Genomic DNA, 20795 nt, shown 5'->3' on the forward strand with positions numbered 1-20795 from the left:
CGATGGCGCCCAGGTTCCGCGTCGCAGCGGTGCAGCACGTCCCAGGCGGTATTTCCACGCGAAGCGTGGCAACGATCAATTCGCCAGAACTCGCGGGCGTTGCCCGCCCTACAAAGAACCGATGCCTCCCACACTCCTGCGTGGGAGCTGCTCTACGACGCTTTGTGTAGCCGCCGCACGCTACTGAACCGCTGTGCAGGGGACGCGAAGCGTCAAAGGCTGCATTTCCACGCGGAGCGTGGCAACGATCAAGTCGGGGGGCGCCTAGCTACAAGCCCTGGCGCCGTTCCGCCCGGGCGGTGCGCTGGACTTCCTGTTGCACCTCGGCCAGCACCTCCTGCACATAATGGATATGCCGGTCCGACAGCGCCCGCGCCTGCTCGGCACGCCCCTCCATGATCGCCCGATACAGCTCACCGTGCTGCTCCATCAGCTTGTCGCGGGTTTCGCTGCGCTGGGCATACATGCCGCCGATGTTGGTCACTACGTTACGCTTGAGCAAATCGAACAGCCCGCGAATGGTGTGCAGCAGTACCGCGTTATGGCTGGCCTCGGCGATCGCCAGGTGGAAGCGCGCGTCGGCGGCGCCCTCTTCCGCCCGACTGACCGAACCGGCGCGGGCATAACAATCCTGCAGGGCCTCGAAGGCTTCCGTCAGGCGCTGGCGGTCGGGCTCGGTGGCCCGTTGCGCCGCGTAAAAGGCGCAGGAGCCTTCCAGGGTATGGCGAAACTCCAGCAAATCGCGCTGGGCCTCGGGGTTGCTCTCCAGTAGCTGCAGCAGCGGGTCGCTGAAGGTCGAACCCAAGGACTCGGCGACGTAGTTGCCGCCCCCCTGCCGACTCACCAGCAGGCCTCGGGCAGCGAGTTTCTGCATGGCCTCGCGCAACGAGGGGCGTGACACGCCGAACTGCTCGGCCAGCGCCCGTTCCGCCGGCAGCCGTTCGCCCGCCTTCAGCGACCCCTCGAGAATCATCCCTTCCAGCTTGTCGACGATATCGTCCGACAAACGGCGCGACTGTACTTGCCCGAACCCCATAACCCTTCCTCTGTTGCACCACCTGCGCCGGACGCTCTGCGTCGCGCCTGGTCGCCAGCCTACCCAGGCTCACCCGCCGGAGCAACGCCGGGTATCAGCCAGTATCCCGCGACCAAAGTTGTAGGACAGGAAATTGACAGGCCTACCCCAAGGCTTTTACCCTGGCTACCGTCAGCGGTAAATTGGTATTACCAATTTACCAAAAACATCACGCTAGCCGGCACCCATCCGGACCTGCGGCCAACGACTGCCCACCACAAGAATAAATCCGGGAGCCACGATGCAAACTTGGCAACAGCTGTACACCCCACTTGGCGGCCTAGGCCTGTCCGCGCTGGCGGCCCTTATCCCCATTGTGTTCTTTTTCCTCGCCCTGGCGGTGTTCCGCCTGAAGGGCCATGTGGCCGGCAGCATTACCCTGGGACTGTCGATCCTGGTCGCCATCTTCGCCTTCGGCATGCCGCTGGACATGGCGTTCGCGGCTGCCGGTTATGGCTTCGCTTATGGCCTCTGGCCCATCGCCTGGATCATCGTCGCGGCGGTGTTTCTCTACAAGCTGACCGTCAAGAGCGGCCAGTTCGAGATCATTCGCAGCTCGGTACTGTCGGTCACCGACGATCAGCGCCTGCAGGTGCTGCTGATCGGCTTCGCCTTTGGCGCGTTCCTCGAGGGCGCCGCCGGATTCGGCGCGCCGGTGGCCATCACCGCCGCCTTGCTGGTCGGCCTCGGTTTCAACCCCTTGTATGCCGCCGGCCTGTGCCTGATCGCCAACACCGCGCCGGTGGCCTTTGGCGCCCTGGGCATCCCGATCATAGTCGCCGGCCAGGTCACGGGCATCGACCCGTTCAAGATCGGCGCCATGGCCGGCCGCCAGCTGCCTTTGCTGTCGATCATCGTGCCGTTCTGGCTGGTGGCGATGATGGATGGCTGGCGCGGCATCCGGGAAACCTGGCCGGCCGCCCTGGTGGCCGGGGTGTCCTTTGCCGTCACCCAGTACTTCACCTCCAACTACATCGGCCCGGAACTGCCGGACATCACCTCGGCCCTGGTCAGTCTGGTATCGCTCACCCTGTTCCTGAAAGTCTGGCAACCGGCACGGGCCGCCCGCGCCGCCGTGGCCGGTGTGTCGCCGGCCAGTGCCGCGGTGATGGGTGGTTTCGGCGGCCAGCGCAGCACCACGCCGTCGCCCTATGCGTTCGGCGCGATCCTCAAGGCCTGGTCGCCATTCCTGATCCTCACCGTGCTGGTCACCCTCTGGACCCTGAAACCCTTCAAAGCGCTGTTCGCCGCCGGCGGCGCGCTGTACAGCTGGGTGTTCACCTTCGCCATCCCGCACCTGGACCAGCTGGTGATCAAGGTCGCGCCAATCGTCACGGCACCGACCGCCATGCCGGCGGTGTTCAAACTCGACCCGGTCTCGGCCACCGGCACGGCGATCTTCTTTGCCGCGCTGATATCCATGGTCGTACTGAAGATCAGCGCCAGGACCGGCCTGACCACCTTCAAGGACACCCTGGTCGAGCTGCGCTGGCCGATTCTGTCGATTGGCATGGTGCTGGCGTTCGCCTTCGTCACCAACTACTCGGGCATGTCCTCCACCCTGGCCCTGGTACTGGCCGGCACCGGCGCGGCCTTCCCGTTCTTCTCGCCCTTCCTCGGCTGGCTCGGGGTGTTTTTGACCGGCTCGGACACCTCGTCCAACGCCCTGTTCAGCTCCCTGCAGGCCACCACCGCGCACCAGATCGGCGTCAGCGATACCCTGCTGGTGGCGGCCAACACCAGTGGCGGCGTGACCGGCAAGATGATCTCGCCGCAATCGATCGCCGTGGCCTGCGCCGCCACCGGCCTGGTGGGCAAGGAAGCCGACCTGTTTCGCTTCACCCTCAAGCACAGCCTGATCTTCGCCGCCTTTGTCGGTCTGATCACCCTGGCTCAGGCCTATGTCTTCACCGGCATGCTGGTGCACTGAGGACATTCGGACCGGCTGCGCGTCGGCGATCCAGCGTTAGGCATGGCCTCGGGCTGCTTCTTTACACCTCGTAAAGTGCGTGCCCTCGGCCCTCTCTGCCTGGTCTGGCTCCAGCTCGCGAGATCCGTTCGACACAGTGTGGTTTTACTTTTTACAACCGGATGAGACACCCATGATCATCTCCGCCGCAACCGACTACCGCGCCGCCGCCCAACGCCGGCTGCCGCCGTTCCTGTTCCACTACATCGACGGCGGCGCCTATGCCGAACACACGCTCAGGCGCAATGTCGAGGACCTGGCCGGCATCGCCCTGCGCCAGAGGGTGTTGCGCGACATGTCCACACTGAGCCTGGAAACCCGCCTGTTCAAGGAAACCCTGAGCATGCCGGTGGTCCTCGCGCCTGTGGGCCTGACCGGCATGTACGCGCGCCGCGGCGAAGTGCAGGCGGCCAAGGCGGCCGCGGCCCATGGCGTGCCCTTTACCCTGTCCACCGTCTCGGTCTGCCCGATCGAGGAAGTCGCCCCGGCCATCGAGCGGCCAATGTGGTTCCAGCTCTACGTGCTCAAGGACCGCGGCTTTATGAAAAACGCCCTGGAGCGGGCCAAGGCGGCCGGGGTGACCACCCTGGTCTTCACCGTCGACATGCCGGTGCCGGGCGCACGCTACCGCGACGCCCACTCGGGCATGAGCGGCCCCCGCGCGCCGTTGCGGCGCATGCTGCAAGCCATGACCCACCCGCGCTGGGCCTGGGACGTGGGTTTGCTGGGCACGCCCCACGACCTGGGCAATATCTCCGCCTACCGGGGTAATCCCACCGGCCTGGCGGACTACATCGGCTGGCTGGGCGCCAACTTCGACCCGTCGATTTCCTGGAAGGACCTGGAGTGGATCCGCGACTTCTGGGACGGCCCGATGGTCATCAAGGGCATCCTCGACCCGCAGGACGCCCGGGATGCGGTTACCTTTGGCGCCGACGGCATAGTCGTATCCAATCACGGCGGCCGCCAGCTCGATGGCGTGCTGTCCAGCGCCCATGCCCTGCCGGCCATCGCCGATGCGGTCAAGGGCCAGTTGGCCATCCTCGCCGACTCGGGCATTCGCAGCGGCCTGGACGTGGTGCGCATGCTCGCCCTCGGCGCCGACAGCGTGATGCTCGGCCGGGCCTACGTCTATGCCCTGGCGGCGGCCGGCGGGGCCGGGGTCAGCCATCTGCTGGAGTTGATCGAGAAGGAAATGCGCGTGGCCATGGTGCTGACCGGCGCCAAGTCGATCCAGGCTATCAGTGCCGAGTCGCTGGTCCGCGAACTGCGGCCCGGCTAACGGCAAAAGGCGCTGCGACTTTCGCCGACGCGGCCACTCCTATCACTGCGCCTTGCACTAACCTACCCGCCGGCCGCTGCGCGGCCCGCCCACTGATCCGGAGCCTGCATGAGCCTGCCCGCCGCCTTTCTCGCCGCCGTTGACCGTCTGATCCCCGCCGAACGACGTTTCGACGACCCGCTGTCGACCCTGGCATTCGGCACCGACGCCAGTTTCTACCGGCTGATCCCCCAGCTGGTGGTGCGGGTCGAGAGCGAGGCCGAGGTGATAGGGCTGCTGCAGCTGGCCGGCGCCGAGCGGGTGCCCGTGACCTTCCGCGCCGCAGGCACCAGCCTGTCCGGCCAGGCGATTTCCGACTCGGTGCTGATCGTGCTGGGCGACCACTGGAACGGCCGGGAGGTGCGCGACAACGGCCTGCGCATTCGCCTGCAGCCCGGGGTGATCGGCGCCCATGCCAATGCCCTGCTGGCGCCCTTCCAACGCAAGATCGGCCCGGACCCCGCGTCGATCAATGCGGCGAAGATCGGCGGCATAGTCGCCAACAACTCCAGCGGCATGTGTTGCGGCACCGCGCAGAACAGCTACAAGACCCTGGCCGGGCTGCGCCTGGTACTGGCCGACGGCACTGTGCTGGACAGCGAAGATCCGCAGAGTGTCGCGGCGCTGCGCCAGAGCCACGGGGCGCTGCTCGAGCAGCTGGCGCAGCTGGGTCGCGACACCCGCGGCAACCCCGCGCTGGCGGCCAGGATCCGCCATAAGTACCGGCTGAAGAACACCACCGGCTTTTCCCTCAACGCCCTGGTCGACTACGACGACCCGCTGGATATCCTCTGCCACCTGATGGTCGGCTCCGAAGGCACCCTGGGTTTTATCAGCGCCGTGACCTACGACACGGTGCCCGACCACCCGCACAAGGCCAGCGCCCTGCTGGTCTTCCCCGACGTGGAAAGCTGCTGCCAGGCGGTACCGTTGCTCAAGCTGCAGCCGGTCTCGGCGGTGGAGTTGCTCGACCGCCGCAGCCTGCGTTCGGTGCAGGACATGGCCGGCATGCCGGACTGGGTCAAGGCGCTGTCTGCCGGCGCCTGCGCCCTGCTGATCGAATCGCGGGCCGCCAGCCAGTCGCTGCTGCACGAGCAGATCGCGGCAATCATGGCCGCCGTGGCGCCCTTCCCCCTGGAAAAGCGCGTCGACTTCAGCGAGGACCCGCGGGTCTACGAGCAGCTGTGGAAGATCCGCAAGGAGACGTTTCCGGCGGTAGGGGCCATGCGCCCGACCGGCACCACGGTGATCATCGAGGACGTCACCTTCCCGGTCGAGCGCCTGGCCGAGGGGGTCAACCGGTTGCTGCAGCTGCTGGAGAAACACCGTTACGACGAGGCGATACTGTTTGGCCATGCCCTGGAGGGCAACCTGCATTTCGTCTTTACCCAGGGTTTCGACGACCCGCGCCAGGTCGCCCGCTACGACGCCTTTATGCAGGAGGTGGCGCAGCTGGTGGCGGTGGAATTCGGCGGCGCACTCAAGGCCGAGCACGGCACCGGACGCAATATGGCGCCCTTCGTCGAGCTGGAGTGGGGCACGGAAGCCTACCAGTTGATGTGGGCAATCAAGCGCCTGCTCGATCCGCTGGGCATCCTCAACCCCGACGTGGTGCTGTCCGAGGATCCCCAGATCCACCTGAAAAACCTCAAGCCGCTGCCCGCCGCCGACGCGCTGGTCGACACCTGCATCGAATGCGGTTTCTGCGAGCCGGTCTGCCCGTCCCAGGGGCTGACCCTCAGCCCGCGCCAGCGCATCGTCATCTGGCGCGATATCCAGGCGCGCAAGCGTGCCGGCATCGACACCACCGCGCTGGAAAGTGCTTACCAGAAACAAGGCCTGGACACCTGCGCCGCGACCGGGCTCTGCGCCCAGCGGTGCCCGGTGGGCATCAACACCGGCGCCCTGGTGAAAAAACTGCGCAGCCTGGATGCCCCTCATGGCAAGCGGGCCGACTGGTTGTCCACGCATTTTGCCCAGAGCCTGCAGGGCGCGCGCCTGGTATTGCACGTGGCCAATGGCGCGCGCCTGATGCTCGGTGCGCCCCTGCTGAGCAAGGCCTCGAAGGCTTTCAGCAAAGCCTCAGGCGGACGCGTGCCCGAATGGAACCCGGCCCTGCCGCAACCGGAGCGGGTCATCCGCCTGCCCGTACCCGCCGCCAGCGACACGCGACCACGGGTGGTGTATTTCTCCGCCTGCGTCAGCCGGGTCATGGGCCCGGCATCGGGCGATCGCGAGCAGATGTCGCTGGCCGGCAAGACCTTCGCCCTGCTGGAAAAATCCGGCTACCAAGTGGTGGTTCCGGCCGGCCTGGACGGCCTGTGCTGTGGCCAGCCGTTCGCCTCCAAAGGCTATCCGCAACAGGCCGACGACAAGCGCCGTGAGCTGCTCGATGCGCTGCTGCAGGCCAGTCGCGGCGGCCTGGACCCTGTTTATTGCGACACCAGCCCCTGCACCCTGCGCCTGATCCAGGACCTGGCGGACAGCCGGCTGAACATCTGCGATCCGGTCAAATTCATTCGCACCCACCTGCTCGATCGTCTGACCTTCACCCCCCAGGCGGAGCCAGTCGCGGTGCATGTCACCTGCAGCACCCAGCACCTTGGCGAGGCCCAGGCCCTGATCGAAATCGTCCGCCGCTGCAGCACCCAGGTAGTGATCCCCGAAGGCATCCACTGCTGCGGCTTTGCCGGCGACAAGGGTTTTACCACGCCGCAGCTGAACCGCCATGCGCTGCGTAGCCTGAAGGACGCTGTGCAGCACTGCAGCGAGGGCATCTCCACCAGCCGCACCTGCGAGATCGGCCTGAGCCAGCACGGTGGCATCGACTACCACGGCCTGGTCTACCTGGTGGACCGGGTGACCCAGGCCAAGCCTGCCTCTTAGCCCTCAATCTGGACACAACCGCTACGGGGAAGCGACTGCTCGGCCGGAAAAATACTGAACCCTGTTCAAATCGCGGCAGTCCATTTTTCAAGCCCGATGCGTTGGGCCGATCTCGAGCGGTGATCACGCCACCCGGCGAACACCGTGATCAATAACGATGAGAGGAATACCCCCATGAAGCGTATTGCCCTGTTCTTCAGTGCCGCCCTGTTAGCGGCCCCGGTCTTCGCCGCCGACCTGTGCACGGTCAACATGCAAAAGCTCGACGACAGCATGGCCACCCATGCCAACCTGGCTTCGCCGCTCAAGGAACAGGTCGCGGAACATAAAAAAGCGGCTGAGGCTGCTCGTGCCGCCAACGACCTGGAAACCTGCGGCACCCATGCCCAGAAGGCCTTGCAACTGCTCGAAGCCCCAGGCGACAACGGTGAAGCCGACGCCGGTTGATAGCACCGTTGCAACGCCGCCAGGCCCGCCATTGCGCGGGCCTGCTGGTTTTAGCGCCTCGCGGAGGGCGCTGAAGGCACGCCCAGCGTCCTACCGTTCCTCCGCTGGCCCGCCTCGCACCAAGCATCGCCGCGCTCGCGACTGACACTTTTTACCTATAGTGAAAAGCGCCATCACCGTTCGAGGACACCATCATGCGCCGCCTTGCCCTTTGCCTGGGTCTGTTTTGTGCCACCCTCTGCAGCGCCCCGGCCTGGGCGATGCACTGCCCCGCCGATATGGCGCGCATCGACGAGATGCTGAAAAGCGAGCCCCCTGCCGATCCCGTGGTGCTGGAGAAGGTGAAAAGCCTGCGGGCCGAGGGGGAGGCGCTGCACAAGGCCGGCGACCACAGCGAGTCGGTCAAGGTGCTGGGCGAGGCCCTGCAGTTGCTCGAAGCCAGCGAATAACCCGCGCCGCGGCTTGGGCGGTGAAACTGTCACCCCGGGTGGTTGTGGGAAGCCCGGCTTCGGACCGAGGCCGTCGGGGCGCGCACGCACCGCGCCTCCCGCACTACACAATTGATAATTGATGGGTATCGCTTCGCTCAACACCATCCTACCCACCGCGTGAAAATGCCGTCCCTTAACACTCCCACAACAACAAGCTCCGTAGGGCGGGGTACACAGCCACGGCTCGCGGGCTGCACCCGACCTACACGTGCACCACGCGGAAACCTGAAGCCCCCGACCGTTTCGTAGGGCCGGCAGCGCCCGCGCCTAGCGCCCCAACAACGACAACGCCAGGCGACGCAACTGCGCCAGGTCGACGGGTTTGGCCAGGCAGGCTTCGGCACCGCGCTGACGCGCCTGGGTAAACAGGGTCTCGCCCACCGCGGCGCTCATCACCAGCACCGGCACTCCTTGCAACTGCGGGTTATGCCGTACCGCGTCGAGCACTTCCAGCCCGTCACCGTCCGGCAGGTCGAGGTCGAGCAGCAGCAAAGCCGGCACGCAGTGCTGCAATTCATCCAGCGCCAGCTGCACCGAGCGGGCCCCACGCACTTCGGCGAATTCGCGCAGGGCTTCCTGCAGCACCTGCAGGCACACCGGCTGGTATTCGACACAAAGCACCGTAGCCAGCACCGAGGTCGCCGGTTCGGCTTCCACCAGCGTGGACTCGGGCGCCGCCGAGCCCGGCAGGTCGATCCAGAAGCAGGTCCCGCGCCCGGGCGCGCTGCGCAGGCCGACCTCGCCCTGCATCATGCTGGCCAGCTCGCGACACAGCACCAGGCCGATACCGGTCCCGGGAATGCTCGAGTTTTCGCGCCCCAAGCGCTGGAAGGGTTGGAACAACTGCGCCTGCTGCTCCTCGGTCAGACCATTGCCACTGTCCTCGACCCACAACCGCACGCAATCCGAGCGCACCTCGTAACCCAAGCTGATCAGGCCCTGCGGACCGTTGTACTTGATGGCGTTGGACAGAAAATTGAGCAGCACCTGCCGCACTCGCCGCGCATCAGCCTGCACATATAGCGGCGAACTGGCCGGTGCCATCAGTTGCAGCTGTTGCTGGCGCTGCTGCAATTCGGGCTGGATCAGCTCCGCGCAACTGGCCAACAACTCTCCGATTTCCACCGGCATCAACTGCAGCTGCTGACGACGCGTCTCACTGCTGGACAGGTCGAGGATATCGTCCACCAGGGAGGTCAAGTGACGGCTGGCCTTGACGATTTCACGGGCATAACCGACCTCGACCTGCAAGCCGGCCTTGTCCTGGGCCTCCAGCTCGATCAACTGGGCGAAGCCATGGATCGCATTCAGGGGCGTGCGTAACTCATGGCTCATGCTCGACAGGAAACGGCTCTTGGCCTGGCTGGCCGCCTGGGCCTCCAGGCTGGCGCGGCGCAACTCCTCCTGTACCCGCTTGAGACGCGTAATCGCCACATGGGTACCGGCCACCCGCAAGGCTCGTCCTTCAGCGTCTCGCTCGAGAACTTTGCCGCGGCTAAGCAGCCAGGCGTACTCGCCCTGGGCATCGGCATAACGGTATTCGGCATCGAAATAGTCCTCGCCGCTGCTGGCGAAACTCAGGCGCAAATGACGCACGCGTTCCAGGTCGTCGGGGTGAATACGCTGGTTAAATTCACTGAAGGGCATCCGTTCGCAGGGTAAACCAAAGCGCTCGGCAAAACGGGTGCTGATATGGATCTGATGGCCATCCGCGGAGACTTCCCAGAGGCTTTCAGTGGTGCTTTCCAGCACCAGTTCGAGCAGGCGTTGAGCCTCGAATCGTTCGTTCTCGCTGGCCTGCAGCTGCGCGCCGGTCTGCTGCACGGCAAGGGCCATTCCCGACAGCTCCTCGATGGGCGTGTCCGGGGCCTGCGGCTGGTAATCGCCCTGGCCGAGCCGGCGCATCATTGCCACGATGCCGGAAATCGGATCGATCAGCGCATTGCTCAGGCGCCGTGAACGGACCCACATCCAGCCGAAAAACAGCACATAGAAGGCCACCAGGCCGGCGATCAGCAGGTAACCGATCTGCTGGTACCGCTCCGCCAGACGATTGGTTTCAGTGAAGATATTCGCTTCATCGACCACCAGCAGCAGACGCCAGCCGGTTTGCGGAATCTCGCTCCAGGCCACCAGTTGCTGCCGGCCACCGAGCGAAACCTCCTGCACGTTGCTCTTGCCTGCGGCCATGGCCTTCAACAGCGATTGCATGTCGGGACGACGGGCCAGGCTGAAATCTTCCGGCTTGAGCACCTCGCGCCGCACCGCCTCATCGTAGGAGTACTGGGTCAGCTCGCGCAGGCCCAAGTCGTGCTCACCGGCGGCCGGCAGTGCCATGATGCTGTGGTCGCGATTGACCAGCATGGCGTAGCCCTGCCACGGCACCTTCAGCTCGCCGATCTCGGCCAGCATCTGGCCGACCGTCATGTCCAGGCCGACCACGCCTTCGAGGAAGTCGCCACGGTACACCGGCGCGATGGCCGACAACGTCCAACCCTGACCCGCGGGGTCCAGGTAGACGTCGGTCCAGGCCACCTTGCGCGTCGGGTTGTGCTTGGCATCGGCCAGGTAATAGAAATTGAACGCCGGAATCACCATGTCGTGGGGATACTGCTCGGGCGTCATAAAAAACGGGTAAATGCGGTTGTAGCTGTCCCAGGTATTGAAATAAATCGCCGCCACCAGCGGGTTGACCGCGCGGATCGAACGCATCAGGGGATCGACCTGGGACAACCGCAAGGCCTTGTCATGGTCCTGTTGAGCCACCGGCGTGCTGCTGGCATAAAAGGATGCCGCCCGACCGTCGTCGCTGCGGCTGTAGTACACGCCATCCTCGCTCAATACATGGCGCTGACGTTCGAGCGCGTCGGGTTGAAAGCGCTTGTCCTCCAGGGCCGTGCTGACCGCATCACGGTAGATCTGCACCTGGGACTCCACCAGGCGCAGACGACTGTCGATCACCTGCCCCTCGCGCTGAACCGCGCTGGACAGGTCGCGCAGGGCGCTCTGCTGCAGATGCTCCACTTGGGCATCGCGGATCGCCGTATTGGTCAGCAGGTATACCGTGATCAATCCGGACTCCACCAGGATCAGCGGCAGTAACGAACTTTGCACAAAGGCACGCCAGATCCACTGGCGCAACGGATAACGCGACGGTCGCGGCATAAGGCTCTCTCGGGAGAATGCAACGCTAACAATAGCCGCGGATGATATCGCGTGACGGACTGTCTGACGTTAAGACATGCCAGCATTTTCTTGGTTAAGTGATATCAGCGGCCTGCAGTGCAGCCGAGCGAGTCGCTCCCACGGCGAGCGCCATTCCATCATACCGCCGCCCACCGTCAATGCCCGTCGAACCTGCGCTGGGGGGAAGGCGCAGGAAGCAGGCAGCCCTCTAGCCCTCCTCATACCCGCGCAGGTGGGTATCCAGCAGTATTGGCGAGTGACTGGGGACGCGGCCCGAACACCCCCTCGATGCCACCATCACACGGACGACATACCTTGAGCGCACGCTTGACCGCCAACCGCCGCAGGTACGGATCGTCGCAGCCCTACCGCGGGTGTCGACGCTCGGGAACCTTTGCCGTACACTGCGCGTCCTACCTTGGTAGCAAGGTTGTTTTGGGGCCGATTAGGATTCGACGCCGGTTACAAAACTTTAGGGGCATGCCGAGTTGGTAACAGAACTCGTAAATCCACTGTTGCACAATCCATAATTGCCAATGATGACAATTACGGTGCTCAACTAGCTGCGTAAGCAGCCTAGTCGCACTTCTGGTAGCTTCGGCTCCAGCAATCATTAGGGGATGTCTGTAAACCCGAAATGATTGTCAGATAGAACAGAATCGTCGCCTAGTACGTTGTGGACGAAGCGATTAAAACTTACACAACTCGCCCAAAGCACCCTGCCCGTCGGGCGGCTGAGGGTTAACTCAATAGACACGGCTAAGCATGTAGGCCCGACAGCGGCGAACTGGCGGACGGGGGTTCAAATCCCCCCGGCTCCACCATTTTGATATCAAAAGACGTCCCAGGACGTCTTTTTTTATGCCTGGAATCCAGCAAATCCGGGGGTTTAGCGTCCACTGACGTCCACTGAGCGCTACTGAAAGCTACTGCGTTTGGTATTCCCATTGGTATTCCCAGCCTTCCGCAGCTAATTTTGGGAATACCAAAAAGCGCCAGGGAGGCCGTGCCATGGGCCCTCGAGCCACTCGTCTGACGGATCGTCAGCTCAAGGCAGTCAAACCCAAAGACAAGGATTACGTGCTCACTGACGGCGACGGGCTGCAGTTGCGCGTCAGGGTCAATCGCTCGATGCAGTGGAACTTCAACTACCGACATCCCGTCACGAACAACCGCATCAACATGGCACTCGGCACCTACCCCGAACTGCCGTTGGCACTGGCCAGGAAAAAAGCCCTCGAAGCCCGCGAGCTATTGGCCCTGGGCATCGACCCCAAGGAGCAACGCCAGGCGCGGGAGCAGGCCCGACAAGCCGAGACCGAACATACCCTGGAGAACGTCGCCCGCGCCTGGTTCGAGCTGAAGCAGGATGCGGTCACGCCCGCCTATGCCGAAGACATCTGGAGCTCGCTGACCCTGCATGTCTTTCCCAGCCTGGGGCCCCTGCCGCTTTCGCAGATCAGCGCCCCCATGGTCATCAAGATCCTGCGTCCCATCGAGACCAAGGGCAGCCTGGAAACGGTCAAGCGCGTGAGCCAACGGCTGAACGAGATCATGACCTACGGCGTCAACGCCGGGCTGATCTTTGCCAACCCGCTCAGCGGCATTCGCGCCGTGTTCAAGAAACCGAAAAAGCAGAACATGGCGGCGCTCACGCCTGACGAGCTCCCCGAACTGATGATGGCAATCGCCAATGCCAGCATCAAGCGCACGACCCGCTGCCTGATCGAGTGGCAGCTGCACACCATGACCCGTCCGGCAGAAGCCGCCACCACGCGCTGGGCCGATATCCAGGTCGACCGGAAACTCTGGATCATCCCCGCCGAGCGCATGAAAAAACGCCGCGCCCATGCCATCCCCCTGACCGAGCCCGCCCTGGCGCTGCTGGAGACCTTGCGACCCTACAGCGGCCACCGGGAGTACGTGTTCCCCGCCGATCGCGACCCGCGTACCCACTGCAACAGTCAGACGGCCAATATGGCCCTCAAGCGCATGGGCTTCGAAGGGCGCCTGGTCAGCCACGGCCTGCGCGCCATGGCCAGCACCATACTGAACGAACACGGTTGGGACCCCGAGCTGATCGAAGTCGCCCTGGCCCATGTCGACAAGGACGAGGTGCGCAGCGCCTACAACCGCGCGGACTACATCGAGCGAAGGCGCCCGATGATGGCCTGGTGGAGCACCTATATCCAACACGCCGCCACCGGCAGCCTGCTAGCCAGTGCGATCAATGAAAGCCGGGATAGGAATGTCGTGCCGATACGGTGATCAACCCGTGTAGCCGCGCTTTACGTTGGGCGGGTGGGGCCGCCTAGGCTATCCCGTGCCCCTCATTCCCTCATGCGCTTGCCAGCGTACTCTGCGTCGGCGAAGGTCATCTGCTTCATCGGGAAGCTCGGCGGGTGGTGTCCCGATATTTTGCCAAAATCAGGAAGTCTTTTTCACCGTTCCCCTAATGCAGAGCCTCACGCCGTTCCAGCCAGCAGGCTCTCATAGGGTATATTCAGGCCATCGTGCAATCGCTTAATCATTGCCAGGCTCAACTTGCGCTTGCGGTTGAGCACTTCGGAAACCCGGCCGCTCGAGCCGATAAAAGGCTCTAGGTCACGCGGGGTCAGCCCCTGCTGATCCATGCGAAATTTAATCGCCTCAACCGGGTCGGAGGCCGGCATTTGATAGTGCTCGTCCTCGTACTTGCCGATCAGCAGCCCCAGAATCTCCAACTCGTCGCCGGCGGCAGAGCCGACAGGTGCGCCCCACAATTCATCCAGGCGGGCCATGGCAGCTACATAGTCATCCTGGGTACGGATTGGCTTAATATTCATTACACGGTCTCCGCGTTGATTCTGTCGTATTGGGCATGGGTGCCGACGAAGCGAACCTTGGCAAGCTGCCGGTCATAATCAATGGCCAGCACAACCCGGTACTTGTTCCCCGCGATGTTGAACACCACTCGCCCTCCCTTGAGGATACTGGCCGTGCGGATCTCCGCTTTCAGATCCTGCGGAGTGCGATAGGTAGCCTTCTCCATGTGCCGGTACCACTCGACCAGCGGCGTCTGCGCGTCATCGAAGGCAGCACTGCTCTCCCAAAATGCCCGCAGCGTACCCCTCGAAATAACATGCACCACCAAGCCCTCCCATTTTGGGAGAATATACCGAAATGCCTACAGCAGAACAAGCGGAGGCGGTTGTGCCGCTTTGCTTCTATCAACGTCCCCCTTTCCCGCTTCCCGCTACACATCCTGCACCGGCCGTACGAGCCATATCGACCGGAAACTCTGGATCATCCCGGCCGAGCGTATGAAAAAACGCCGCGCCCATGCCATCCCCCTGACCGAACCCGCCCTGGCGCTGCTGAAGACCTTGCGACCCTACAGCGGCCACCGGGAGTACGTGTTCCCCGCCGACCGCGACCCGCGCACCCACTGCAACAGTCAGACGGCCAATATGGCCCTCAAACGCATGGGCTTCGAAGGACGGCTGGTCAGCCACGGCCTGCGCGCCATGGCCAGCACCATCCTCAACGAACATGGCTGGGACCCGGAGCTGATCGAAGTCGCCCTGGCTCATGTCGACAAGGACGAGGTGCGCGGCGCCTACAAGCGCGCCGACTACATCGAACGCCGCCGCCCGATGATGGCCTGGTGGAGCGCCACCATCCAACACGCCGCCACCGGCAGCCTGCTAGCCAGTGCGATCAATGAAAGCCGGGATGGGAATGTCGTGCCGATACGCTGATCAAGGGCTACGACCGGCGAGAAGCTGTCCTTGGGGGCGTCTGAAAACTACTGCGACTCAGCCGGCCGGATTGAGCTTTACCTCTGCCGGATGGAACCCGCATCGCCACTCGCGCGACAGGTCATTGCGCGATCCCTCATTGCCTGATGCAGGTCTTCGAGCAGGAGGCAGTACCCGTGCAGCCCTACACGAGGATTGTGCAGCACTGAGCGTTCACCTTTGCCGCCGATCCAGTCATGCTTACCCTCTCTCACCTACACCGGAGTGCGGCATGCTCGCGCTGATTCACCAACACCCGCTGCTGATAGCCGTCGGCCTACTGCTCGCTGACCTCGCGTGCTGGCGTCTGCTGCCCGCCGAGGGCAAGATCTGGCGTGTGCTGCTGCGCCTGGGATTCTTCCTCGCCTACAGCCTGGTGATCATCGAAGCCGGGATGAGTCCGCTGCAGCCACCGCCGTGGACCGAGCCGGCGCTGAACATGATGGGCTCGGTGCTGGGCATCGCGTGGTGGCTGTTGTGCGCACGCACCCTGACCGTGGTCCTTGGCGTCCTGCTGATGCCACGCAGCGGCCACGCCGGACGCCTGCTGCAAGACGTGCTGGGCGCGGTGATCTTCCTCGCAGCCCTGGTCGCTGCCGCTGCCTACATCATGCAGCTACCGGTCAAGGGCTTGCTGGCCACCTCTGGGGTGGTCGCCATCGTCGTCGGCCTGGCGCTGCAGAGCACCCTTAGCGACGTATTCTCCGGCATCGTGCTTAACACCACCAAGCCGTACCGACTGGATGACTGGGTGTCGATCGACGGCACCGAAGGCAAGGTGATCGAGATGGACTGGCGCGCCACCCACCTGCGCACCAGCCAGGGCGGTACGGTGGTGATCCCCAACTCGGTGGCGGCCAAGGCCAAGATCCTCAACCTCAATCGCAGCGCCGATATCCACCAGCTCAGCATCGGTGTCAGCGTGCCGGCGCAGGTGCGCCCGCGCCTGGTGTTCGACGCGCTGAACCGCACCCTGCAGGGCGTGAGCGCGCTGCTGCCAGCACCCAAGGCCAAAGTCACGGTGAAGGCCTCGGACCTGCATACGGTGGAATACGAGATCAGCGGCTACGTCAGTGCCCAGAGCAACAAGACCGAGGTTCGCAACCTGATGTTCGACCTCGCCCACCGCCACCTGCAAGCCGCCGGTATCCTGCGCGGCAATGAGACCCAGGAAGTGGCGCACAGCCCCCAGCGCGCGCTGCTCGACAACGTGAAGATCTTCCGCTCGCTGAGCGCCGAGGAGAAAGATCGCCTGGCCGAACAGATGCAGCCGCTGGCCGTCAGCGCTGGCCAGGTGGTGCTGGAACTGGGTGTGGTCAGCGAACAGTTGCTGGTGATCGGTACCGGCGTGGTGTCCGCCGCGGTGCACGACGGCGAACGCTTCGTCGAGGCCGGCCGCATGGGTCCCGGCGAGATTCTGGGTGAACAGGGCGTCATCCACGACACACCTTCGCAGGCGCGTTTTACTGCACTGCGTTCGGGCATGCTCTATCGCATCGACAAGCCCCTGCTCCAGGCCAGCCTGGAGCAACACAGCGAGATCGGCAACGCCCTGCAAAAGATGCTGAGCTTCCGCGAGCAGAGCAGCGCATCGCTGCTGGAGCCGAAGCCTGTAGAGACCAAGAAAGGCGGTTTTCTCAGCTGGCTGCAGCGTTCCTGAGCCGCTAATCCTGCAGCAGAGCAACGGTCACCCAGCAGGCGTGGCCGCCGTATGTGGGTCGAACGCGACCTTCTGGACCTGGTTACTAGCAACGTTCTGTCGCTCAGGGCCAGAGCTGGGTACCCAATACGCCTTCTATCTGTCCACCGACCGGCGAGCAGCAGGCAAGCCAGTCGGACTGGGCAGTGTCTGTCTTCTCCAAAGGTTTCCCGTCGGCGGCATGACTGAATCCAGGAAGCCGCTACCGGCAGCCTGCTGGTCAGCGCGATCAATAAAAATCGGGATGGGAACGTCGTGCCGATACGGTAATCACGGGCCAATACCGGCCAGAAGCGGACTGCCTGTAACTAAATCCGCCCCCCTTTCGGACTTTTCAGTTCAATAGTGCAGGCAGATCTTGCCAAAGTGACTGGCTGTGATCTGGTGGGCAAAGGCCTCGGCAATCTGCTCCAGCGGCTAGCGGCTAGCGGCTGTCGATGACGGGGCGCCAGCTGAAGTCTTCCAACGTACGCACCCTGTCCTGCTGCTGCTCGCGGCTGCCGACGATCAGGCCTCGCGTTGAGCTGTACTTCAACTGGACGTGCTCTTATTGCGCATGCGGGCGGGCGGTCAAATCAACACCCAGCGCCCGCATCACTGCCAGCATGGTTTTCAGTGTAGGGTTCCCGTGTTCGCTGAACGACTTGTAAAGCTGCTCTCTGGCCAGGCCCGTTTCCTTGGCCAGCTCTGTCATCCCCTTGGCGCGGGCAACCACACCCATAGCCTTAGCGATATAGGCGGCGTCTCCAGTGTCCAGGGCGTCCGCGATAAACACCGCTATCGCCTCCGGACCGTCCAGCGCTTGCGCGGGGTCGTAGTCATAAATTGGCTCGGTCATTGCGGTCTCCACTCACCTGCTAGGCGCTTCGCCGTTTCTATGTCCCTGGTCTGGCTGCTCTTGTCTCCACCACATAGCAGGATGACGATTTCCGTTCACGCTGCTAAAAGTACACCCGATAGCCAGGGCCATAGGGAATCCTCTACTCGCTTACTCCCTGACCGACGGGTAACACATCGCCAGGCAGACCATTCGCCAAGCGGAATATGCGGGCGGCAATTGCGGCCTTTGCCCGCTGATTCTTCAGCTTGCTTTCCCAGGTCATGAACGTGGCGGTTCGTTTGATTTCGACCATGGGGCTACTGTGCTTTATAAATCACACCAGGTCAATCAGGCGCGGAGCGACCTTGCTTTCCCGGCCAGTGGGAGTCGTTCATCACGCCCAGGACGGGCAGGCGTTCGCGCCTGCTTGGCCATTTGCGCGCCGCGGGTGCAAGTGCACACCGCCGTAATGCAACGCTGAGCAAAGTAAAAGCTCGCGGCCACGTGCTCTACAGGGAAAACGGCTGCGCTTACGGCCGTGTATAGCGCTGCACGATCCGCGCATAACTGCCATCCACCACCAGCTCACGTAGCGCATCGGCATAGGCCTGGACAAACGCGGGGTCGTTAGAACGCTTGCTGAAGGCAATCTCCGCTGCCTCACTGGACACCACCACGGCTGTGGGCTTGATCCGGTCGCTGAGGCCGAGCTGCTGGATCTCGTAGGCGCCGGTGTTTTCGTCGGCAATCACGCCGTCGATACGTTCCTTGCCAACCATGCGCCAGAGGTTGCTGCGATTGGCCACCAGTGATAGCTGCGCGGCAAACGCCGGCTCACTCACAAGCTGCTCATAGTCTGCGCCGTAGGCCACGTCGATCTGCGCGCCCAGGCGGAACTCGGTGTGTTGTAACTCCAACAACCGGGTGAAGGACCAGCGCTGCAGCGCCTGTGAATGCATAAACAGAATATTGCGCGAGGGCGGCAGCACCGGGCCGGAGAAATACGCATACGACTCGCGCTCCGGGCGGCGGAAGGCACCGGGGAGTATATCCAGGCGGCCCAGTTCCAATTCCTTGAGCGCACGCGCCCAGGGCAGTTTGCGTAACCTGGTCTGGCAGCCCAACAGGGCTAGTGCAGCACGGTTGATCTCAATCGAAATACCAACCACCGTGCCATCCTCCGTTTGCATGCTGAACGGCGGATCATCATCCCAACGCAGAGTCTTCTCGCAGGCAGCTGCCGCCAGGCTCGGCCAGCAAGCCAGCAGCAACAGGGCAAGTAACAAGGCTAATGGCGAGCGGCGTACCTCGACAGCAATCAAGATCATTACTCACGCTGGCTCGGGGGAGTGAAGGTGAGTCTAGCAGCCCTTTACCTCACTCAAGCAAGCCGCCACCGCGCCGGGGGCTCGCGGACAAATCAGGGGTAGACCAGATAGCACAGACCCAGGTTTTGGCATGAATGAGCACGCAGCGGAGAAATGAACCGTGGCCCGTCCTCGCCTTCATCGCGCACATTTCGCGGGTTGCACCCACCCTACAAAAAGCCCCAGCAGCGCCCGCGCGGGACGGTATCGACTAAAGCAGGCATGTCCGCTTTTGTAGAGTGGGTGGGGCCGCCTAGGCTAGCCGCGCAGAACGACGGCCTGGCAGACCACGCACAGGCTCCGCGCGGCGTAACCCACGCGGATAGGTGTCCAAATGCAGTTGGCCATGCCGTGTTTTGCCGGACGGCGGCTCTACCCAGCCGAGATTGCTAAAGGGGGGTTAAGACGCTTTTGTAGGGTGGGTTAGCCGCGCAGAACGACGACCTGGCAAGCCACGCACAGGCTCTGCGCGGCGTAACCCACGCAGGCCGGCGCCCAGGTGCGATAAGTCTCTGGATACCCGCCTTCGCGGGTATGACGGTTTGCCTGAGAGCATGCCGCGCGCCCTCTAGGTAGGCCGCGGGTTCAGCCGCAAGGTAGCCGCCTGGGGTCAATGGATACTCGAATGGGCAAGTCCCCGGCAGCGCTTCGCCATCATGACCACTACAATGCGAATGCGTGGTTTGGGTTGATCTGATCGCGGCGTCGCAGCACTCCAGATGACAGCTGACCTCAGGAAACAATGCCTGGCACGGCTTTACAGCTGTGCGCAGATGCCGCTGTAATGGCCACTGATCTGTCCGATAGGATGCCTTAATGCCGGAGTCAGACGCCGGATCGAACTTGATCCTGATTATCGACGATAGCGTCGATACCATCCGCTTGCTGAACAGCATGCTCACCGAGCAAGGCAAGATCCTGTTCGCCATCAACGGTGAGGCAGGCATCCGCTTGGCCAAGCTCCAGCAACCGGCGCTGATCTTGCTGGATGTGGAAATGACCGGCATGAACGGCTATGAAGTGTGCGCCGCACTCAAGGCCGATCCCATCACCCGGGATTGCGCCGTCATCATCATCACCGCACACGTTGGCATGGAACACGAGATTGCGGCACTGGAAGCGGGTGCCGTGGACTTCATCAGCAAACCTTTCAATCCGCCAGTGGTGCGAGCCCGCGTTCAGACTCACCTGCGCTTGCAACAACAGGCGGCCATGATGCGCCAGCTGGCCAATCGCGACGGTTTAACCGGGTTGTACAACCGTCGTTACCTCGATGAAGTGCTGGCGCAGGAATTCGAGCGGCACCGGCGGCAGCAATTGCCACTCGCACTGGCGATCATCGACGTCGATCATTTCAAGGCTTACAACGATCACTATGGCCACCCCCAGGGCGATGCGTGCCTGCAAGGCGTGGCCAATGCCATCAACAGCGGCGCCCGCCGCCCAGGCGAATGGGTGGCGCGTTACGGTGGCGAAGAGTTCGCGGTCATCCTGCCGTACACCGACGCGGCTGCCGCCGAAGGTTACGGCCAGTGGATCTGCGAGCAAATACAGGCTCTGCAGATCCCGCATCAAGGGTCGACCACCGCCCCGACTGTGACCATCAGCGTCGGATTGGTTTCGCTGGTCCCGACGCTCCAGTCCTCCATGCAACAGCTGGTTGCCGCCGCCGACCAGGCGCTCTATCAGGCGAAAACGGACGGTCGTAACCGGGCCATCGTTCACCACTGTTCTTAGCTACCCGACAGACCGGCA

At 63.4% G+C, this 20795-nt stretch carries 14 protein-coding genes, 1 other RNA gene and 2 pseudogenes; 10 read left to right on the forward strand and 7 right to left on the reverse strand.

Annotated elements, in window-relative coordinates; translation table 11 throughout:
• Positions 1 to 268: 268 nt before the first annotated feature.
• The gene (locus tag ABWY06_RS20780; protein WP_353927487.1) at positions 269 to 1036 is read right to left on the reverse strand and encodes an FCD domain-containing protein; all 768 of its coding nucleotides are present in this window, start codon (positions 1034 to 1036) and stop codon (positions 269 to 271) included.
• A gap of 280 nt (positions 1037 to 1316) precedes the next feature.
• Here ABWY06_RS20780 and ABWY06_RS20785 point away from each other — a divergent pair, with 280 nt between their 5' ends.
• From ABWY06_RS20785 to ABWY06_RS20805, 5 genes are all read left to right on the forward strand, one after another.
• Positions 1317 to 3005, forward strand: a complete 1689-nt coding sequence (locus tag ABWY06_RS20785) for a lactate permease LctP family transporter (RefSeq protein WP_353927488.1) — start codon at positions 1317 to 1319, stop codon at positions 3003 to 3005.
• Positions 3006 to 3177: 172 nt separating this feature from the next.
• Positions 3178 to 4326 carry an FMN-dependent L-lactate dehydrogenase LldD gene (lldD, locus tag ABWY06_RS20790; protein WP_353927489.1) on the forward strand — a complete coding sequence of 383 codons (1149 nt, stop codon included), beginning with the start codon at positions 3178 to 3180 and terminating at the stop codon, positions 4324 to 4326.
• A gap of 108 nt (positions 4327 to 4434) precedes the next feature.
• Positions 4435 to 7251 (forward strand): FAD-binding and (Fe-S)-binding domain-containing protein, encoded by a 2817-nt coding sequence (locus tag ABWY06_RS20795; protein WP_353927490.1) that lies wholly within the window; start codon positions 4435 to 4437, stop codon positions 7249 to 7251.
• Positions 7252 to 7425: 174 nt separating this feature from the next.
• On the forward strand, positions 7426 to 7698 hold the full coding sequence (locus ABWY06_RS20800) for a PA2433 domain-containing protein (RefSeq protein ID WP_353927491.1): 273 nt from the start codon (positions 7426 to 7428) through the stop codon (positions 7696 to 7698).
• A gap of 194 nt (positions 7699 to 7892) precedes the next feature.
• The gene (locus tag ABWY06_RS20805; RefSeq protein ID WP_353927492.1) at positions 7893 to 8147 is read left to right on the forward strand and encodes a PA2433 domain-containing protein; all 255 of its coding nucleotides are present in this window, start codon (positions 7893 to 7895) and stop codon (positions 8145 to 8147) included.
• Positions 8148 to 8456: 309 nt separating this feature from the next.
• Here the strand turns inward: ABWY06_RS20805 and ABWY06_RS20810 are convergent, their stop codons facing one another.
• Positions 8457 to 11354: an ATP-binding protein gene (locus tag ABWY06_RS20810; RefSeq protein WP_353927493.1), complete on the reverse strand. Its 2898-nt coding sequence runs from the start codon at positions 11352 to 11354 to the stop codon at positions 8457 to 8459.
• A gap of 458 nt (positions 11355 to 11812) precedes the next feature.
• Between ABWY06_RS20810 and ssrA the strand changes: the two genes are divergently transcribed.
• Positions 11813 to 12199, forward strand: a transfer-messenger RNA (tmRNA) gene (gene ssrA / locus ABWY06_RS20815).
• A 187-nt stretch (positions 12200 to 12386) separates the two neighbouring features.
• A complete protein-coding gene (locus ABWY06_RS20820) occupies positions 12387 to 13643 on the forward strand; it encodes an integrase domain-containing protein (protein WP_353927494.1) in 1257 nt (418 codons plus the stop codon).
• 197 nt (positions 13644 to 13840) lie between these two features.
• On the opposite strand, the gene ABWY06_RS20825 is transcribed toward ABWY06_RS20820, so the two are convergent.
• Positions 13841 to 14200, reverse strand: a complete 360-nt coding sequence (locus tag ABWY06_RS20825; RefSeq protein WP_353927495.1) for a helix-turn-helix domain-containing protein — start codon at positions 14198 to 14200, stop codon at positions 13841 to 13843.
• Positions 14200 to 14502 (reverse strand): type II toxin-antitoxin system HigB family toxin, encoded by a 303-nt coding sequence (locus ABWY06_RS20830; protein WP_353927690.1) that lies wholly within the window; start codon positions 14500 to 14502, stop codon positions 14200 to 14202. Before ABWY06_RS20830 ends, ABWY06_RS20825 begins: the two co-directional genes overlap by 1 nt.
• A 142-nt stretch (positions 14503 to 14644) precedes the next feature.
• Between ABWY06_RS20830 and ABWY06_RS20835 the strand changes: the two are divergent.
• Together ABWY06_RS20835 and ABWY06_RS20840 are read left to right on the forward strand one after the other, a co-directional pair.
• Positions 14645 to 15115, forward strand: a pseudogene (locus ABWY06_RS20835) (tyrosine-type recombinase/integrase); the annotation flags it as partial.
• A gap of 271 nt (positions 15116 to 15386) precedes the next feature.
• A complete protein-coding gene (locus ABWY06_RS20840; protein ID WP_353927496.1) occupies positions 15387 to 16814 on the forward strand; it encodes a mechanosensitive ion channel domain-containing protein in 1428 nt (475 codons plus the stop codon).
• Between the two features lie 586 nt (positions 16815 to 17400).
• On the opposite strand, the gene ABWY06_RS20845 is transcribed toward ABWY06_RS20840, so the two are convergent.
• The 3 genes and pseudogenes from ABWY06_RS20845 to ABWY06_RS20855 form a co-directional block, all read right to left on the reverse strand.
• On the reverse strand, positions 17401 to 17691 hold the full coding sequence (locus ABWY06_RS20845; RefSeq protein ID WP_353927497.1) for an addiction module antidote protein: 291 nt from the start codon (positions 17689 to 17691) through the stop codon (positions 17401 to 17403).
• Positions 17688 to 17986: pseudogene (locus tag ABWY06_RS20850) on the reverse strand (type II toxin-antitoxin system RelE/ParE family toxin). Before ABWY06_RS20850 ends, ABWY06_RS20845 begins: the two are co-directional and overlap by 4 nt.
• Before the next feature lie 217 nt (positions 17987 to 18203).
• A complete protein-coding gene (locus ABWY06_RS20855) occupies positions 18204 to 19001 on the reverse strand; it encodes a substrate-binding periplasmic protein (RefSeq protein WP_353927498.1) in 798 nt (265 codons plus the stop codon).
• An 882-nt stretch (positions 19002 to 19883) separates the two neighbouring features.
• Between ABWY06_RS20855 and ABWY06_RS20860 the strand changes: the two genes are divergently transcribed.
• Positions 19884 to 20777, forward strand: a complete 894-nt coding sequence (locus tag ABWY06_RS20860) for a GGDEF domain-containing protein (RefSeq protein ID WP_353927499.1) — start codon at positions 19884 to 19886, stop codon at positions 20775 to 20777.
• Positions 20778 to 20795 lie beyond the last annotated feature (18 nt).

It is taken from the genome of Pseudomonas sp., from assembly GCF_040514055.1.
Lineage (GTDB): Bacteria > Pseudomonadota > Gammaproteobacteria > Pseudomonadales > Pseudomonadaceae > Aquipseudomonas.

Bases quoted from the DNA above. Each gene is read 5' to 3' on its own strand.
- ABWY06_RS20805 (WP_353927492.1), top strand. From the start codon at position 7,893: ATGCGCCGCCTTGCCCTTTGCCTGGGTCTGTTTTGTGCCACCCTCTGC.
- ABWY06_RS20785 (WP_353927488.1), top strand. From the start codon at position 1,317: ATGCAAACTTGGCAACAGCTGTACACCCCACTTGGCGGCCTAGGCCTG.
- ABWY06_RS20845 (WP_353927497.1), bottom strand. From the start codon at position 17,691: ATGACCGAGCCAATTTATGACTACGACCCCGCGCAAGCGCTGGACGGT.
- ABWY06_RS20840 (WP_353927496.1), top strand. From the start codon at position 15,387: ATGCTCGCGCTGATTCACCAACACCCGCTGCTGATAGCCGTCGGCCTA.
- ABWY06_RS20810 (WP_353927493.1), bottom strand. From the start codon at position 11,354: ATGCCGCGACCGTCGCGTTATCCGTTGCGCCAGTGGATCTGGCGTGCC.
- ABWY06_RS20780 (WP_353927487.1), bottom strand. From the start codon at position 1,036: ATGGGGTTCGGGCAAGTACAGTCGCGCCGTTTGTCGGACGATATCGTC.
- ABWY06_RS20795 (WP_353927490.1), top strand. From the start codon at position 4,435: ATGAGCCTGCCCGCCGCCTTTCTCGCCGCCGTTGACCGTCTGATCCCC.
- lldD (WP_353927489.1), top strand. From the start codon at position 3,178: ATGATCATCTCCGCCGCAACCGACTACCGCGCCGCCGCCCAACGCCGG.
- ABWY06_RS20855 (WP_353927498.1), bottom strand. From the start codon at position 19,001: ATGATCTTGATTGCTGTCGAGGTACGCCGCTCGCCATTAGCCTTGTTA.
- ABWY06_RS20820 (WP_353927494.1), top strand. From the start codon at position 12,387: ATGGGCCCTCGAGCCACTCGTCTGACGGATCGTCAGCTCAAGGCAGTC.
- ABWY06_RS20825 (WP_353927495.1), bottom strand. From the start codon at position 14,200: ATGAATATTAAGCCAATCCGTACCCAGGATGACTATGTAGCTGCCATG.
- ABWY06_RS20800 (WP_353927491.1), top strand. From the start codon at position 7,426: ATGAAGCGTATTGCCCTGTTCTTCAGTGCCGCCCTGTTAGCGGCCCCG.